Here is a 16,288-nt window from a genome sequence, read left to right on the forward strand (position 1 = left end):
CTCTGACGTCTCTTCTTGTACAGCAATCGCAATTGTATTAAAAATCCACTGTCTTCCCGTAATAAGTACATGTAAGTAGTTTTTCCATTTCAGCCGGGGTAACAGGTCTGGGGTTTGAGCCTGTACACGCATCCTCAACGGCTAATTCTGCAATATGGCCTACTTTATTCTTAAATTCTTCTTCCTGAATTCCATATTCCTGCAGCGTTTTTGGAATATCAAATTTAGCATTGTAATCGCGGATCTTATCGCACAAGATATCTACACATTGATTGTCATCCCCTTCGATACCTGCACTTCTTGCGATATCAGCATAGCGGGCTTTTGCATTTTTTGCATTAAACCGAATAACATAGGGCAGGTAAATCGCATTCGCACAACCATGTGGGATATGACCTGTTGAAAAAGCCGCTCCCGTTTTGTGCGCCATCGAATGGGTAATACCCAAAAGGGCATTAGAGAATGCCTGACCGGCCAGACATTGTGCATAGTGCATCTGCTCTCTGGCATCTTTATCGCCTTGATAGGAATCCGGCAGGTACTTGAAGATCATCTGAATTGCCTTGATTGCCAGAGGATCCGTGAATGGGCTATGCATATCTGACACATAGGCTTCAATCGCGTGTGTAAGAGCATCCATCCCCGTATGCGCTGTCAATTTCGCCGGCATGGTTTCTGCCAGTTCGGGATCTACAATTGCAATATCCGGAGTAATATTGAAATCCGCCAATGGATATTTCACACCTGTGGAATAGTCTGTAATCACTGAAAATGCAGTGACTTCTGTCGCTGTCCCCGATGTAGACGGGATCGCTATAAACTTTGCTTTCTTTCTCAGTGTGGGGAATGAAAAAGGCTGTATGATTTCATCAAATGTTGTATCCGGATATTCATAGAATACCCACATCGCTTTTGCTGCGTCAATGGGTGATCCTCCACCCATGGAAATGATCCAGTCAGGCTGGAACTCCCTCATGAATTTGGCACCTTTCATCACGGTTTCCACGGAAGGATCTGCTTCCACATTCTCAAACAGCTTTGTTTCAATTCCAGCTTCTTTCAGATATCCAAGAGCCTTATCTACGAAACCGAATCTTTTCATAGAACCGCCACCCAGAACCAAGACCGCTTTATCACCCTTGATGTTCTTCAGTTCTTCAAGGGCACCCTTTCCATAATACATATCTCGTGGTAAAGTAAATCTCATCATAACAATAACCTCCATTTCAAACATCCATCTCATGTTCAATCATTATTATAACATTGTTAATTAATTAACTCAATGGCAGATACCATTGTTTCTCTTTTAAAACAATCCTGATGAGTCGAAAAATTATAACCCAAAAAGGCCGGGTAAAAATAAAGTATTGTCTCTTTACATATGTCTGTGCTAAAATATATACTTAGTCTGTGCATCCCAGAGGTCAAAATCCTTTTCGGCCCCTACGTCACAGTATGTGAAATCAAAGGAGGAAATTATATGGAACTAGCATTAGGAAGCTGGGCGTTGATCAAGACGACTCCATCACTGCTTGCACTGATACCACTTCTTGCCTATCTTGTCATGGTTTTCATGAACAAATCAAATCTGGCAGGTCTGATCGTCGGTGTGATTGTGGCAGCTATCTTAACGGGACAGGGAATTGGATCTCTCGCTTCGATCTTTAATTCCGCACTGGGATCGTTTCTTGGAACGATTGGTTTGATTATCATGTTTGGAAGCGGCCTGGGATATCTGATGAATAAATCCAGGGTAAGTCACACAATGGTATACTGGATTGTTAAGAAAATCGGCGTTAATTCCGAGAAAAAAGGAATGCTTGCGATTATCGTCTCTTCGATTGTTATCTGTGGTCTTCTTGGAACTCTGGCGGGCGGTAATGCCGTCATCGCTCCTGTTATCATACCGCTGGTTGCAGCAGTCGGGCTGACTCCCACGGCCGTTGCATCTCTTCTTCGTGTATCCGGTGAAGTCGGACTGATGGTTGGTCCTCTTACCGGTGTCACGATCGCTACGATGGAAGTTACCGGCCTTTCTTACGGCAAACTGATGCTGTGGGCTGTGATTCCATTTTCACTCGTATGGCTGGGTTCTACCTGGTTTGCCGTGCTTCGTATTCAGAAAAAATACAGAGGAAAAGAAGTTTATGAATTGACCGACGATATGGTCGATCTGAACAGCGTGGAAATCACAAAAGAAGAAAAAAGGACAACCATTCTCTTCCTACTATCCTTTATTCTTCTGGTTGCTTACGGAATTATTGCAAAACAAGGTACGGAATATGCTATTATCGTAATGCTAATTCTATCTCTTATCATTGCCATCAGCAGCAGAATGAAGATTGATGAGGCCATCGACGAGTTCGTAGACGGTGCCTCACAGATGACAAATATGTTCCTCGTCTTTATTTTCTTCGAGGCAATGTTCAGCATGATCAATCTCGGCGGAGGTTTCGAAGCTCTGGGGGATCTGCTCACAAAGTTTGTATCCGGAGGCGGAAAAGCACTAGTTGTGATCATGGCATCTCTGGTCGGCGGGTTCGGTATCGAAGCTGCAGCTGTTGCCGAAATCAACATTGTTCACAAGATGTTTATCGGACTGGTAAACAGTGTACATCTGCCGATGACAATCTGGGCTACTGCTCTGGTTGCGGCAACAAGAATCACCGGTTCCCTATATCCAACTGCCAACATGGCGGGACAATTGGGAATTGCACGATGTGATAATATGAAAGAAGTGCTAAAGGCCAGCTGGATTGGTGCTGCAGCACTTTGGATCTGGGTATTTGTCTGGGCATTTGTAGGTCCTATGATAGCCGGATAGACATTTTAAAGCCTCTGGCGTATTGCCAGAGGCTTTAAAATTGTGCTCTCACAATCCTGTAAACATTCGAATTATACGTCGTGGAATCCTTTTCCGATGATTTCGCTTGTATTTGAAATCAGAATGAACGCTGTTGGCTGATTCGTTTTTATAAAATTACGGAGGGCAACTGCCTGCGGGCGATTTAATGCAGTAAAGATAATATACTTGTCTTTTCCCGAGAATGCCCCCTGGGCATAGCAGACGGTAGCGCTTCGATCCAATGTGTGTACAATAAAATCACAGATCGGTTCAGGTTGATCACAAACCACATTGAAGTACTTTGAGAGGTTCAGACTCTCTATAAAGGAATCAATCATAAATGAACGGACAATCAACCCAAGTATAGAATAAAGTCCGGTCTTGATATCAAATACAAAGAAACTGGAAATTGATATTAATGCATCCGAAATAATCAGCGCCTTTCCTATGTCCGTACTGGTATATTTTTTCAAGATCATGGCAACGACATCTGTTCCGCCGCTGGAAGCACCAATATTGAACAGAATAGCCGATCCAAAAGACGGAAGCAAAAGTGCAAAGCAGAACTCCAGCATTGGCTGATCTGTCAGAGAATGACTCATCGGCTGGATTCGTTCTAAAAGCGATAGTGTAACAGAAAACAATATACTGCAGTAAGCTGTTTTCTCGGCAAATTTCTTCCCAAGTACTACCCAGCCAATAGCCAGCAAAATCATGTTTAATATCAGATTAAAGTCACTGGCCGACATCAGATGTGATTGAGCCAGCAATACAGCAAGACCGGCAATTCCCCCGAAGGTAAAGTTATTGGTAAATTTAAAGTAATACGTTCCTATTGACATGATCAGGGTGCTTCCGGTCATCATCAAAAAATATTTTATTTTATCCTGCATATAAGTATTTAACCCCTCGTACGTTGTGTATTTTGTATCTCCATTCGAATTGTAACGCGGGGAAATCCAAAAGTCAACGTACTTTGTGACTCATTCCCATTCCAGACATGGAACAAATACAGGCACCATCCCATTTTCCGTACTGATATTCTTTAATTCCACTTTGACTCCGTAGATATTTTGAATCATCTCTGGATCCAGTGCATCTTTTGGGGGACCGCTCTTTATGATATGATTATCTTTCAGAACAACAACCTGATCTGCGAATAAAAGTGCATGCTCCGGATTATGTGTAGACAACAGAACCAGATATCCCTGATCTGCAAGTTTCTTCACCTTTTCCATAATGCGATACTGATTCCCGTAATCTAAGTTTGCCGTCGGCTCATCCATAATCAGGATATCTGAATCTTGGACCAGTGCCCGAGCAATCAGCACGAGCTGCCGTTCACCTCCCGAGAGATTTGCGTACCCACGTTCTGCCAGATGTGTAATACCGAGTAAATCCAGTTTTTCAAATACAATTTCTCTTTCCTTATCTCCCGGTGTGTGAAAATTATCCATCAGCGGGTTTGTACCCATCAGTACAGTCTGGAAAACGGTATAATTAAACGTCGGGAGATTTGCCTGTGGTATATACGAGATCAGGCGGGCCATCTCCTTGACAGATTTATGTCTGCAGTCAGCACCGTCGATTAAAATTTCTCCTTTATATCCTCCAAGCAAACCTAGAATGCATCGAAATAAAGTCGTCTTTCCCGCACCATTTTCACCGAGAAGGCAGACACACTGATTCGTATCAGCCGAAAAATTCACACGATCCAGTGTTCTGTGGGTTTTATACGAAAAACTGAGATCATTGACTGTAAGCTTCATATCTTATCTCCTCTGTTTAAGATCAGGTACAGGAAGAATGGTGCTCCGACAAACGCTGTCAGGATACCGATCGGAATCTCCTGCGTCGCAAGCAGCCTCGCAAAGTTATCGACAATCATCAGAAAACCCGCTCCCATGAACATAGACATGGGAAGCATAATGCGATAATCATGTCCAACCGCCAGTCGGGCAAAGTGCGGAATCACAAGACCGACCCACCCGATCATTCCACTGATTGAGACACAGGCTGATGAGATCAACGTCGCGGCTGCCACTATGACGACACGCATAACTTTCGTGTTAATGCCCATAGATCGCGCTTCATCTTCTCCGACTGCAATCAGATTCATCTTCCATCTCATCAAAAACAACACCATCATTCCACCGAGTATCGGTATACAGGCAGCTTTCAGTTCACTGACGCGGATAGACGATATGCTTCCCATCAGCCAGTAGGTAATAAGCGGCAGTGTATTATTCGGATCTGCAATCAATTTAATATAAGATGTTCCCGATGAGAACAGAGAACTGATCATAATACCTGCAAGAACCATTCCAAGTGTAGGATTTTGCTTCACTCTGGTGCTGATCAGATAAGCCACAGACACTGCCAACAGTCCGCAGATAAATGCATTCACCGACACCATCGCAAATCCCAGACCCAGCAGTAAAGATAAGGCAGCACCAAATCCCGCACCGGCAGAAGCCCCCAGGACATCGGGGGATACCATGGGATTTCTAAATAAGCCCTGATATGCCGCGCCGGCAGATGCCAGTCCCGCCCCGATCAATGCCCCGGCTAGTATACGGGGCATACGGATCTTAAAGATGACAAGTTCAATATCATCCGGCCAGTTTTTTGGTGCGCCGGTGAGTTTCCCCCAGAGAACATGTATCAGTTCCCTGGGGGAAACAGGATATTTTCCCAGTGCAAAACTTGTCACAAAAATAACAACGAACAAAACAGCCGCCAAAAGTAAAAACCATCTTCCTCTTTTTTCAGATGTCCCTTTCATCTGCAGGCCTCCGTTCATTGCTTTTTCGTAGAATTGGCGAGCAGCTGGTCAACCTGTTCATCCGTAACCTCACAATGATAAAATAGCTTATAAAACTCCTTGGTCTCTTCTTTCATGTCATACTGAAAGACATCGGGATAAATCAAATTTCCCAGCCATTTGATTCCAATGATACGATTCACAGAGGGCGGTTGTCCTATCCAGCTATAGGGATTTGCCGGAACCTCATAGACTTTTTTATCTTTTACTGCCTCAAGACCCTGCCACTCCTCTCTCATATCGACATCTGAATAGATACTTCCAGGTGTAAAGAGAATCACGTCTGGCTGCCACAACATCAGCTGTTCCATAGAGATATCACTGACTCCGCCCCTGGCACTCTGCTCGACATCGGCCACATTCTCTCCACCTGCGGCATCAATAATATCCGAATGGACGGTTCCCTTTATCAAAGCCGTAAGACCCGCATCTCCGCTTCCGCAGTATATCCTGACCTTTTTGTCATCTGGAATCGATTCAGACTTTTCTTTTGCCTCAGAAAGGGTTTTTTCGACATAAGATGCAATTTTCTCAGCCTGATCTTCCTCGCCGACAATCTTCCCCAAAGTCCGGTATGCTTCCGCCATGGAATCCAACTCCATATGTATAAAGATGGAGGGAATGCCAGTCTTATCCTGCACGCCTTTCATGTCCTCTTTCGCCGTTGGTTTCATCTCACCGATATCGATCACAACTTGAGGTTTTGCGCTCATAATTGCTTCCATATTCAAGGTATCCCCATAGAAATTCCCAAATACAGGAAGCGAACGATATTTTTCATCGATAAACTCCGTCTGGCTATCCTTCATCTCCGCTGCCAATCCGACCAGCTTGTCCGGACACAGCGTATATAAGACAACTTGTGCCAACGGCCCCGAAGGTGCAATTCGGTCGATGTTTTTTGGGATCTCAACTTCCCTTCCCGTGGAATCCGTAAACTTGACCTGTTCATCTTTGGCACTGTCCGATGAAACAGATGAACTTTTGGACGGCACAGATTCCGATTTTGCCGACGTAGAGCTCTCGGACACAGAAGTGTTTTTATTTCCGCATCCCATTGCAGAAACCACCATAGAGAATACGAGTATCAGACTCAGTAGGGTACTTTTCTTTTTCACTTTCTTGATCTCCTTTCGACTTCGTTATATTCTATAAAACATAACGTAATTCGTAATATTTATAGCATAAAAATGACAAAAAGTCAATCACAGCCTGAAAAACTTGTCCAGACTCATAGACAACTTGCGGTGATTCGCCTATACTTAAAAAAAGATAAAGATTAAACTTAGAAAAATCGAGTCAAAAAAAGGAGGATTTCCCACACTATGAACTTCTTTATACAGGGAAAAACAGGAATTGGAAAATCCTATACCATTCGGGAATCCCTGAAAAATCATGTCGAACACACCGAAGGTTTTATGGTGCAGCGGCTTTACGAGGATAACAACTTGTGGGGCTTTCGCGCCGGTATCATAGAAGATACACTTGTCTCACTTGATGCCGGGCCAGACGCCGCTAACAAAGACGGTATTTTTCTCTCCCCTGAGGGAAAGGATTTGTCCGTTCTTGAAGGAATCATCTCGCAGGTGGAAAAAAACTTCTGGAAACCTTCCTGTCGAGTTGTTGTTTTAGATGAGATCGGCGGATTCGAGCTGTGCTCTGATATTTTTATGACAACTCTTTATCGGATTTTAGACAGCGACAGACTCTGTGTCGGAGTTTTGAAATCTCAGGAAAACCTAATGCACACACTCAAAGGGCGCGGCTTTGACGCCGGTGAACAAACGAAGTTGTATCTTGGCAGGCACGACCAGTTAAAACGTGTGATTGAAAGTAATGGAATCTTGTATACTATGACAGATGACAATCGGGATCAGATACAGGAAAAATTACAGACGTATATAGATCAGTACACACCTTTCATGTAAAAAGGAGCAGTTATGGAAAACAATCATTACAAAGTACCGGACCGTGAATATTTTCAGAAGTTGTGGGAACACCACAGATCAGACAGTGTGAAACACACAGCAAAAGTCTGGGATTCCCGTGCCAGAGAATGGGCACAGGATCTGAAAACAGATAGTTTGTTTCAAAAAAAACTGGATGAAAGAGTACAAGAGACGACGAAATATCTGAAAGATCAGGGACTTTTAAATCCCGACGTCAGCATCATTGATATCGGATCCGGAAGCGGGCGCTTTACGGTCGAGTTCGCTAAAAGAGCCGGCCATGTCACCGGTATTGATATCTCTCCGGAAATGCTGAACCTTGGGAAGAATTATGCCCTATCCGAAGGCGTCTTTAATGTTTCTTTTACCGAGTGTGACTTCAAACAAGCCGACATCGAGAATCTGGGATGGAGAAAACAATTCGATCTTGTTTTCTCCGCCATGTCACCGGCTACCGGAAATATGAGCGGTTTGAATAAGATGAATGCCATGAGCCGGGGGTATTGTTTTAACTGTAGTCCTATTGAGGAAACAGATGAATTGAAAAACAAGATTCAAAAACAGCTTTTCGGGAAATACAAGGAACAAGAATCACTCTGGAGTGAACGCTATTTCTACAGTCTTTTCAATCTGCTGTGGCTGGATGGCTATCTGCCCATCACCTCTTACCACACACAGAAGATCAGTGATTTCGTGGAAGTAAATGAGGGTCTGATATCTTATTATGTTTCACATTTTGAAAGACAGTTTCCGAATGAAAAAAATCTAAAGCAGCGAATCTATGACTTGCTGATGAATAATGCCGATTCTAACCAGAAGATTTTAAAACAATCCAGGCGACTGTATGGATGGATTCTGTGGGATGCCAATCACAAAAGAATATAAAAAAATCATAGCCTTGTGAGTTTACGGTTTGGTTTCACTGTTCGTGTGTTCTCCCTGCGTCTTTCCAAGAATTGCTGTCTTCCATCTCTTCCCAGTCGGTGTTGCGGCGAGCCCACCCATGGCGGTCTCGCGAAGTGCCGATGGCATGGAGAGACCAATCTGGTACATTGCCTCGATGACTTCATCCCACGGAATTTTGCTCTTTACCCCCGCGATTGCCATCCACGCTGCTGTAAGTGCATTGGACGCCCCTGCTGCATTTCTTGTAATACAGGGGACTTCCACAAGCCCTGCTACAGGATCACAGGAAAGTCCAAGCATGTTGGTGAGAGCAATCGCCATCGCATCGGCAGCCTGACTCGGAGTACCTCCAGCCAGCTCAACTGCCGCTGCTGCGGACATTGCGCTGGCGGATCCGACTTCTGCCTGACATCCTCCAGTAGAACCGGCGATGCACGCATTATTTGCAATCACATATCCAATTGCTCCGGCCGTAAAGAGATAAGGGGTAATTTCTTCATCCGACATCTTATACTCTTCTTGAAGCGCGACAAGAACTCCGGGAAGTACACCGCAAGATCCTGCTGTCGGTGTCGCACAGACGACCCCCATGGAGGCATTTACTTCATTTGTCGCCACCGCATAACAGACAGCCGCTTTAAAAACAGAGTCAGAAGTATCTTTTTGCCTTTTTTGAAACTCATAGAGTTTCTTTGCGTCCATCCCTGTCATACCGGATCTGGATGTCACCCCATGAATCCCTTGTTTTACAGCATCTTTCATAATCTGAAACTGACGTCTCATATTTTCGGTAATCTCTTCTTTCGAAACCCCTGTCTCTTCCATTTCCTGTTCGATCATGATTTCATAGATCTTTCTTTTTGAATCTTGGGCCTGTGTAACCAGTTCATCTATATTTTTGAACATACAATTTTTCCTTTATCTGCTATCTGCAATTTATAGTGCTTATCCTTTCGTTGTTCGGATATCGAAATGATCAGGTATTTAACAGAATTAACTTCTTAATATTTTTGCCAATGGAAATTTCCTCTTGTATCTTATTGTTTACAACTTGATCAGTTTCTATGACCATTAAAGCTGTACAACCTTTCTCCAGTCTTGAAACCTCCATATGGCCGATATTAATTCTATGCTCCGTCAGTATCTTCGTCACATCTGCGACCGCCCCATATGCATCTTTATGGAAGATTAACAGTGCCGGATTCTCACCTGAAAGTTTCAGTGCGAATCCATCTAATTCTGTGATCTGAATCGCTCCTCCGCCGATTGAAACGCCGACGATCTCCATCGTTTCCCGGCCCGCTTTCAAATCAATTCGCACCGTATTGGGGTGATCCACAATTGCCTCTTCCTCAAAGAATTTAATCTTAATACCCTTTTTTTCAGCTATTGAAATTGAATTCTTTACTCTCGCATCATCCGTAGAAAATCCTAAAACACCTCCGATTACTGCAACATCTGTCGCATGACCGCGATATGTTTTTGCAAAGGATCCATAGAAATGGACCCCGATCTCATCTGGCTCTTTTCCAAATATATTCCTCGCAACTTGTCCGATTCTGACCGGACCTGCAGTATGAGAGCTGGAAGGACCGATCATGACAGGACCTATGATATCAAAAACACTTTTATATTTCATCTCAGTACCAGCAGAGTGCACTTCTGCATTTCCTTCCTGGTTTTTAATTATTGATTTAACATCTACTGTATTTATAATATCCCATAACTTCCCCAAATACAAGAATTTCTGAAAAAAGCCAGATGGAAATCATAAGTTTCCATCTGGCTTATAAACGTAGTTAATTTATTTCACATAAAACATCAATGTATCCCCCATCCGCATCTCTACTTCAAGTTTTGACAGGTTGTGGCCATAGTACCTCTTTTCATACATTTCGTATGGGCTGCAAGGCTTTTTGAAATGTATGATGTGTTTTCCTTTAAAGGCTGCATGGATGGTGACAAAGTGTTTGTTGGCATAGATAACATCATCCTGTCTGTTATAGAGATGGCATCCTGCATATTTTGCAAGAGAGGCGATAAGTTCCGACCTCAGAATCTGTGGAGCACAATAGACGCTTGTCCATCCATCCATGTCCTTGACCGCATAAGCGGGAAGTTCCATCTCACAGTATGTGCCTAATATATCTGCATCCGGATCGTCGATATAAAAGCCGGGGTTCATGTAGGCTGGCTGTATTACATTCTCAAGCCACACATTACTGTGGACATCCCGATCGATAAATCCGTATCTGCGATCCTCCACTGCATAGCTGACAGCTGGATGTGACAAATCTTTGATCTTAAAACGTGGAGAACAAGTGCGGTCAATTCTTCCAACTTTAAAGCCTGTCAGGTCTTCGATATTTTTATTGCACATGATATCCGAACGGTCTGGATTGATAAAACCTGGTGCATACAGCCACAGAACAACCGCGTGATTCTTTCTGAATTTCCTGATGAGTGCGTCCCTCTCATCATCCGAAAGGTAAAAAGTATTCATCATCACATACAGTTTATAGTCCGGCATATCTTCTCTAGAACAATCATTATGAAAATAATAATCCACCGGTGCGCCAATCCTGGACAAATCCGAGGTTCTATAGTAATCCAGCATCAGCGTGTCCGTATAAGCGGAAACGGTATGGCAGCTTTCCTGATCATAGATCAGCGCAATTTCATTTTCTTTGCTTCTGTCTAAAGTATATGCATAGGCAGCAATCTCCTCCTGCCTTTTAAAAAGCCGGTAAATTGCATCCTCCTGATATCGGCCCCCAGTCGAATGCTGGTCAAACCACCAGGCATAGATATCCTCACAGAGCACCCGGGCAAAATCACGTTTTAGTGTGGCGATACTGTCCCTGACATCATATAGTCCAAAAGAGTCCCGGTAAAAATGATCCTCCAGATGCGTTCTGCTGTCCTCCTCCGCCACAAACATCTGACCACGCAGACGAAAGGAATCCTGCATCTCCCGCTGTGCCACACATCCTCCCGACTCTCTGTTGTTATATACACCAGGAGCCGCCAAAAAATCCACAAATCCACTGTCCAGAATCGATAATGTCGAAGTGGTCGTGCTGCTGTTATAATAGTCCGTGCATCCATATGATCCGTAAAATGCACCTACAACTTTGCCCCGATACCTACTTTTCAACAGTTTTGCAAAGTAGATGATTGCATCAGCAGTTGCCTCATGAAAGGCATCATAGAAATCAGCCACATACCGATAATCTTTCATGTTCAAAAACACACCCAGGTTAGCCGGTTTTTCACTGTCCATATCGATTGATTTTCCAAGGATGCGGTCGGCACTTTCATAATATTTCATTGCATCCATGATATTTTCCTCGGCGAACAGATAATGCTGATCTTCTATATCAGGGATCACAGGCTTATCGAAAGACGCATCTTTTCTGTTCCATGCCTGTTTCAGTTTCTCTTTTGTTCCATATCTCTTCTTTAAAAAGTTTCCGTAGAAATCAATAAATGCGGGAGAAAAATCCCCATATTTATTTTTCCCCCTGTCACAGATGGAGTTGACAGGATACCACTCTGAAGTTCCACCTGCAGCCAGAAAATAGCCAATGACCCGGTCAGAAAAGGGGAGCTGATCCACTTCATCACAGAACTCTGTCAGCGCAATGGCCGCATCATGCCTCCACTTTCCGGAAGCAAAGGAATACATGCCGGGAATCTCATCCCTGTGAACCTCGGATTCCAGAATTGCCGGCTCATGAGACCCATCTTGGTAGGTAATCAGCTCATCCGCATTTTCCTTCATCCACTTTACAGGTGGATGAAGGCCAATGCGAACAATCATATACGCATCCGGTACCTGTTTTAGCAGTATAGAAGCATTCTTTTTAAATGCTTCCATCCCGCTATTTTCATGCTGTTTTTCCTCATTTTCATCCGTATAATCCCTTCCGGGCCGCAGCCAGTCCGTATTGGTCATTAAAAAGAAAACTTTCATCCCTGATTTACCCAGGTTTTTTATATAATCCGGTTTGTCAAATCTTGTAGTCATCGCCATCGGCGGGCATACTTTCCCGTCGATGACGAATGCCGGACTTCCATTTATATTCTTTATTTCTGCATAACTCATATAAACTTACTCCTTCACGGACCCGACCGTAATTCCTTTTACAAAGTATTTCTGTAAAAATGGATAGACAATCAGGATCGGCACAACCGATATAAAAAGCTGAGCACTCCTCACTGTTTTTTCACTTAATGAGGAGAGTAATGCCAGCTGCTCCGGTGTCATATTGGTCATACTCTGGTTATTGTTAATAATCTGAGTTGCAAGGTAGGTTGCCATCGGATAATGATTCGGATTATTCATATAAAACATGCCGTCAAACCAAGAATTCCAATGCCCAATCATGCAAAACAGAAGTAACGATGCAATGGCCGGTTTTGCCATTGGAAGAACCACCTTGAATAATGTCTGCCAGTGATCTGCCCCGTCCAGATAGGCGGACTCCTCCACTGCTTTCGGCAAACCCCTGATAAAGTTCATCATGATGATGACATTCCAGATATTCATCGCCCCCGGAAGAATCATAACCCAGAAGTTATCGAGAAGATGCAGACCTTTGATAACCATATAGGTTGGAATCAGGCCTCCGCCGATAAACATGGTAAGTGCAAAGAAAGACATGTAGACATTTCTCTTTGGAAACTGCTTCGTCGTCCTGGAAAGAGGATAAGCCGTAATCACAATTAGAATCATGTTGACGATAGTACCGACTAGAACGCGCCAGCCGGAAATGGAAACCGAGTGAAAGAAATCCTTCTTTTTGATCAGGTATTTATATGCTGCAAGTGAAAAATCAACCGGAAAAAATGTCACCTTTCCGGCCATCGCCGCGCTGCTGCTGCTCAAAGACATGGACAGAACATGCAGAATCGGAAAGATACATGATAATGTCACAAGAACCAGAATTAAGGTATTGAACACCTGATATACATAGTAAGATACTGAATGTTTTACTTTCAAATGTCACACCTCCTTTTAAAATACTCTATAATCGCTTTTTTTATAGAGAATCAAATAGCTGGTTCCTACAAAAATCAGTGAAATCACAGATTTAAATAATCCCATCGCAGCGGCTGCCGAATACTGATGATTAACCATGCCGAGACGATAAACCAATGTATCCAGAATATCTACAGTTTTTTCAACCGTCGGGTTATACATGATCAGGATCTGTTCGAATCCGGCATTTAATATGTTGCCAAGACCGAGCACCGTCAGTACGGCAATCATCGGAGCAATATCAGGCAGTGTGATGTGAATTGCCTGCTTCCATCTGCCTGCACCATCCACCTGAGCCGCTTCATATAAAGTCGGATCCACACTGGTGATAGCCGCAAGAAGCAGTACTGTATTATATCCCATACCTTTCCAGACATCCGAACCAATGATAATTGAGCGAAAATATCTGTTACTCACAAGAAAGGCAATCGGTGATGTATGAAAAAGACTGTTCAGTACATTATTCACGACACCGTCATAGGCAAAAATTTCAAGTATCATCCCGGCCAGGATTGCCCAGGAAAAAAAATATGGGATAAATACAATCGTCTGGACGCTCCGTTTAAACCAGCTTTTTGTAACTTCATTTAACATGAGAGACAAAATCAATGGAACCAGAATACTAAGTATAATTTTAAAGAATGCAATAATAATCGTGTTCACAAATGCCTGCCTGAAGCTTGGCATTGTAAAGATATACTTAAATTGTGCAAGCCCCACAAAGTCTGACTCCCGAAATCCAATCAGCGGTTTATAATCCTGAAAAGCCATAACCAGACCAAAGATTGGGAAATATGCGAATATGGCAGTAGAAATCACTGCGGGCAGCAGCATAAGATGCAGCTGCCCAGTGTTATAGAGACCCCTCTTTTTCTTTTTTTGTTTTTGTCTTAACTTTGTCATAGCGGCCTCCCTATTATTTCTTTTGTTCTTTATACCAGTTATTTACTTCCTTCGAAATCTCATCGCCACCTTGTGCCTTCCACTGTTTTACATATTTATCAAATTCTGATACAGATGATTCTCCCATAATCATACTGATAAATGTGTTATCTCTCAGCTTGTCAAGCTCTGCTTTTTTCGAGACCATGGCGGGGGTGCTGATGTAAACCTCATCATAGATGGTGTCAGCGCTTTCAACCGTTTTGATCATATTGGCAACACCGCCGTCGGGATCAAGTCTGCTGAAATATGTCCCCCATGCAGCACCATCATCCGGGTTTTTCTTATAATTCAGATATTGTGACCAGGCTCCCCAGAACTCATTATTCTCAAGACCTTCTTTCGATGTAATTGAAGTTTTCCCGGCGTCGACTAACTCATTAATCTTTTTATAGTTATCTCTCAGTGAAGTCGGATAATAGACACGGTACGGAAGCCAGGTATATACATAACTGTCAAGTTCTTTTTTCTGTTCATCCGTCATTTTTTCCTGAACTTCCGGATTCGTATTCTTGGATTCATACTGAAGAGACCAGTACATCATCTTGAAGATTGCTTCCGGGTGCTTGAAATCACGTCCTGCGACAACAAAGTTATTGACCGGATAGCGGTCAATCATAATCTTTGGCTGTTTTCCATCCGGGGAAAGATTCGGCCCGATCACCCAGTCGGCATCCGGATGCTCTGTTTTGTTACTGTTAAGCGGCCAGTTTGGAACCCACCAGGAACCCGGAACAATCGCATACTTTCCTGCGACAATATCATTTACCACTGGTGAATCTGCAGCCCAGATATCATATGCGGCAAAGTCTTTCGCAAAGTAACCCTTGTCATACCACTCATTCAGCTTTGTCAGAGTTGTCTTGATTCCCTCATCAATACCCGCATACTGCAGTTTTCCATCTTTATCATACCATCCGTCATTCCATGACTCATATGCATGGAAGAATGGAGAAAAATCAGCCAGCTGAGCATCTACATAGTTCTTACAGGCTGGAAGTACAGGACCACCTGTCTTTCCGTCTCCGTCATAGTCTGTCTTCTGAAGTTTATCACAGAGTTCTTCAAACTCGTCAATTGTCTTCGGAAGCTGATCCTTCGAAGTAATCCCTACTGTCTTTAGCTGCGTCATGTTATAAAGCATCTGAGACGTCATCTGTGCCGGGTCAGTACCCATTGGCAGGCCATAAAGCTTCCCGTCTTTCTTTCCGACGTCGATGAACTTTCCATCATAATTGTAAACCTTATCCAGTTCCTCACAACTGTACTTCTTGTATACGTCAGACAGATCTGCCAGTCCTCCCTGGCTTGTCAGATCTTCAAAATCATTTGGACTGATCATCATCACATCTGGTAGATTACCGGCCGCCAGCTCTGCACCAAACTTCTGCTGGAACTGATCGGCATTTACAATCCAGTCGTATATAAGGTTAATATTCAGATCCTCTTTCAGTTTTTTCACAGCAGTTGACGTCTCCGGTGTCACATCCTTCGGAGTATTCGGATTCTCTGACTCTCGATACTGCAGAACAACATGCACATCCACCGGCTTGTCATATTTTTCCGTCAATAATTCTTCCGCAGTTTTCCCGGAATCATCCTTCCTTGAACTCTCCCCTTTTGACGCAGGCTCCGGTTTTTCCTGTCCACATCCGGCGAGACTTACAGCAGAAAGTGCTGACAAAAGTAAAATCGTTACAAGTTTCTTTTTCATACAATGATCCTCCCGTTTTGATATTTTATGTAGTACTTCTCTTCATCATAGTTATAATATACCA

14 protein-coding genes are annotated in these 16,288 nt (G+C 43.4%); 3 read left to right on the plus strand and 11 right to left on the minus strand.

The window, feature by feature from the left end; all coding sequences use genetic code 11:
- Positions 1-37: 37 nt before the first annotated feature.
- Complete coding sequence (locus INP51_RS10440; protein ID WP_193734793.1) at positions 38-1,210, minus strand: iron-containing alcohol dehydrogenase; 1,173 nt, start codon at positions 1,208-1,210, stop codon at positions 38-40.
- Between the two features lie 270 nt (positions 1,211-1,480).
- Between INP51_RS10440 and INP51_RS10445 the strand changes: the two genes are divergently transcribed.
- Positions 1,481-2,824 (plus strand): TRAP transporter large permease subunit, encoded by a 1,344-nt coding sequence (locus INP51_RS10445; protein ID WP_193734794.1) that lies wholly within the window; start codon positions 1,481-1,483, stop codon positions 2,822-2,824.
- 71 nt (positions 2,825-2,895) lie between these two features.
- Here the strand turns inward: INP51_RS10445 and INP51_RS10450 are convergent, their stop codons facing one another.
- The 4 genes from INP51_RS10450 to INP51_RS10465 form a co-directional block, all read right to left on the minus strand.
- Positions 2,896-3,738: a YitT family protein gene (locus INP51_RS10450; protein ID WP_193734795.1), complete on the minus strand. Its 843-nt coding sequence runs from the start codon at positions 3,736-3,738 to the stop codon at positions 2,896-2,898.
- 90 nt (positions 3,739-3,828) lie between these two features.
- On the minus strand, positions 3,829-4,614 hold the full coding sequence (locus tag INP51_RS10455; RefSeq protein ID WP_193734796.1) for an ABC transporter ATP-binding protein: 786 nt from the start codon (positions 4,612-4,614) through the stop codon (positions 3,829-3,831).
- A complete protein-coding gene (locus INP51_RS10460; RefSeq protein WP_230406767.1) occupies positions 4,611-5,630 on the minus strand; it encodes a FecCD family ABC transporter permease in 1,020 nt (339 codons plus the stop codon). Before INP51_RS10460 ends, INP51_RS10455 begins: the two co-directional genes overlap by 4 nt.
- A gap of 14 nt (positions 5,631-5,644) precedes the next feature.
- Entirely contained in the window at positions 5,645-6,787 is a 1,143-nt protein-coding gene (locus tag INP51_RS10465) for an ABC transporter substrate-binding protein (protein ID WP_193734798.1), read from the minus strand.
- A gap of 207 nt (positions 6,788-6,994) precedes the next feature.
- On the opposite strand from INP51_RS10465, the gene INP51_RS10470 reads away from it, so the two are divergent.
- Together INP51_RS10470 and INP51_RS10475 are read left to right on the plus strand one after the other, a co-directional pair.
- Complete coding sequence (locus INP51_RS10470; RefSeq protein WP_193734799.1) at positions 6,995-7,597, plus strand: nucleoside-triphosphatase; 603 nt, start codon at positions 6,995-6,997, stop codon at positions 7,595-7,597.
- Between the two features lie 12 nt (positions 7,598-7,609).
- Entirely contained in the window at positions 7,610-8,503 is an 894-nt protein-coding gene (locus tag INP51_RS10475; RefSeq protein ID WP_193734800.1) for a class I SAM-dependent methyltransferase, read from the plus strand.
- Positions 8,504-8,524: 21 nt separating this feature from the next.
- On the opposite strand, the gene sdaAA is transcribed toward INP51_RS10475, so the two are convergent.
- The 6 genes from sdaAA to INP51_RS10505 form a co-directional block, all read right to left on the minus strand.
- Positions 8,525-9,430, minus strand: coding sequence for an L-serine ammonia-lyase, iron-sulfur-dependent, subunit alpha (gene sdaAA, locus INP51_RS10480; protein ID WP_193734801.1), 906 nt, complete (start codon positions 9,428-9,430; stop codon positions 8,525-8,527).
- Between the two features lie 70 nt (positions 9,431-9,500).
- Positions 9,501-10,163 (minus strand): L-serine ammonia-lyase, iron-sulfur-dependent subunit beta, encoded by a 663-nt coding sequence (gene sdaAB / locus INP51_RS10485; protein WP_193734802.1) that lies wholly within the window; start codon positions 10,161-10,163, stop codon positions 9,501-9,503.
- A gap of 165 nt (positions 10,164-10,328) precedes the next feature.
- A complete protein-coding gene (locus INP51_RS10490; protein WP_193734803.1) occupies positions 10,329-12,632 on the minus strand; it encodes a hypothetical protein in 2,304 nt (767 codons plus the stop codon).
- A gap of 6 nt (positions 12,633-12,638) precedes the next feature.
- The gene (locus INP51_RS10495; RefSeq protein WP_193734804.1) at positions 12,639-13,529 is read right to left on the minus strand and encodes a carbohydrate ABC transporter permease; all 891 of its coding nucleotides are present in this window, start codon (positions 13,527-13,529) and stop codon (positions 12,639-12,641) included.
- A 15-nt stretch (positions 13,530-13,544) separates the two neighbouring features.
- Complete coding sequence (locus INP51_RS10500) at positions 13,545-14,471, minus strand: ABC transporter permease (RefSeq protein WP_193734805.1); 927 nt, start codon at positions 14,469-14,471, stop codon at positions 13,545-13,547.
- 13 nt (positions 14,472-14,484) lie between these two features.
- Positions 14,485-16,224 (minus strand): type 2 periplasmic-binding domain-containing protein, encoded by a 1,740-nt coding sequence (locus INP51_RS10505; protein ID WP_193734806.1) that lies wholly within the window; start codon positions 16,222-16,224, stop codon positions 14,485-14,487.
- Between the last annotated feature and the right edge of the window lie 64 nt (positions 16,225-16,288).

It is taken from the genome of Blautia liquoris (genome assembly GCF_015159595.1).
Classification (GTDB): domain Bacteria; phylum Bacillota; class Clostridia; order Lachnospirales; family Lachnospiraceae; genus Novisyntrophococcus; species Novisyntrophococcus liquoris.

What these genes read in the sequence shown, in the direction of transcription:
- INP51_RS10440 (WP_193734793.1), bottom strand. Translation starts at nt 1,210, where the DNA reads ATGATGAGATTTACTTTACCACGAGATATGTATTATGGAAAGGGTGCC.
- INP51_RS10445 (WP_193734794.1), top strand. Translation starts at nt 1,481, where the DNA reads ATGGAACTAGCATTAGGAAGCTGGGCGTTGATCAAGACGACTCCATCA.
- INP51_RS10450 (WP_193734795.1), bottom strand. Translation starts at nt 3,738, where the DNA reads ATGCAGGATAAAATAAAATATTTTTTGATGATGACCGGAAGCACCCTG.
- INP51_RS10455 (WP_193734796.1), bottom strand. Translation starts at nt 4,614, where the DNA reads ATGAAGCTTACAGTCAATGATCTCAGTTTTTCGTATAAAACCCACAGA.
- INP51_RS10460 (WP_230406767.1), bottom strand. Translation starts at nt 5,630, where the DNA reads ATGAAAGGGACATCTGAAAAAAGAGGAAGATGGTTTTTACTTTTGGCG.
- INP51_RS10470 (WP_193734799.1), top strand. Translation starts at nt 6,995, where the DNA reads ATGAACTTCTTTATACAGGGAAAAACAGGAATTGGAAAATCCTATACC.
- INP51_RS10475 (WP_193734800.1), top strand. Translation starts at nt 7,610, where the DNA reads ATGGAAAACAATCATTACAAAGTACCGGACCGTGAATATTTTCAGAAG.
- sdaAA (WP_193734801.1), bottom strand. Translation starts at nt 9,430, where the DNA reads ATGTTCAAAAATATAGATGAACTGGTTACACAGGCCCAAGATTCAAAA.
- sdaAB (WP_193734802.1), bottom strand. Translation starts at nt 10,163, where the DNA reads ATGAAATATAAAAGTGTTTTTGATATCATAGGTCCTGTCATGATCGGT.
- INP51_RS10490 (WP_193734803.1), bottom strand. Translation starts at nt 12,632, where the DNA reads ATGAGTTATGCAGAAATAAAGAATATAAATGGAAGTCCGGCATTCGTC.
- INP51_RS10500 (WP_193734805.1), bottom strand. Translation starts at nt 14,471, where the DNA reads ATGACAAAGTTAAGACAAAAACAAAAAAAGAAAAAGAGGGGTCTCTAT.
- INP51_RS10505 (WP_193734806.1), bottom strand. Translation starts at nt 16,224, where the DNA reads ATGAAAAAGAAACTTGTAACGATTTTACTTTTGTCAGCACTTTCTGCT.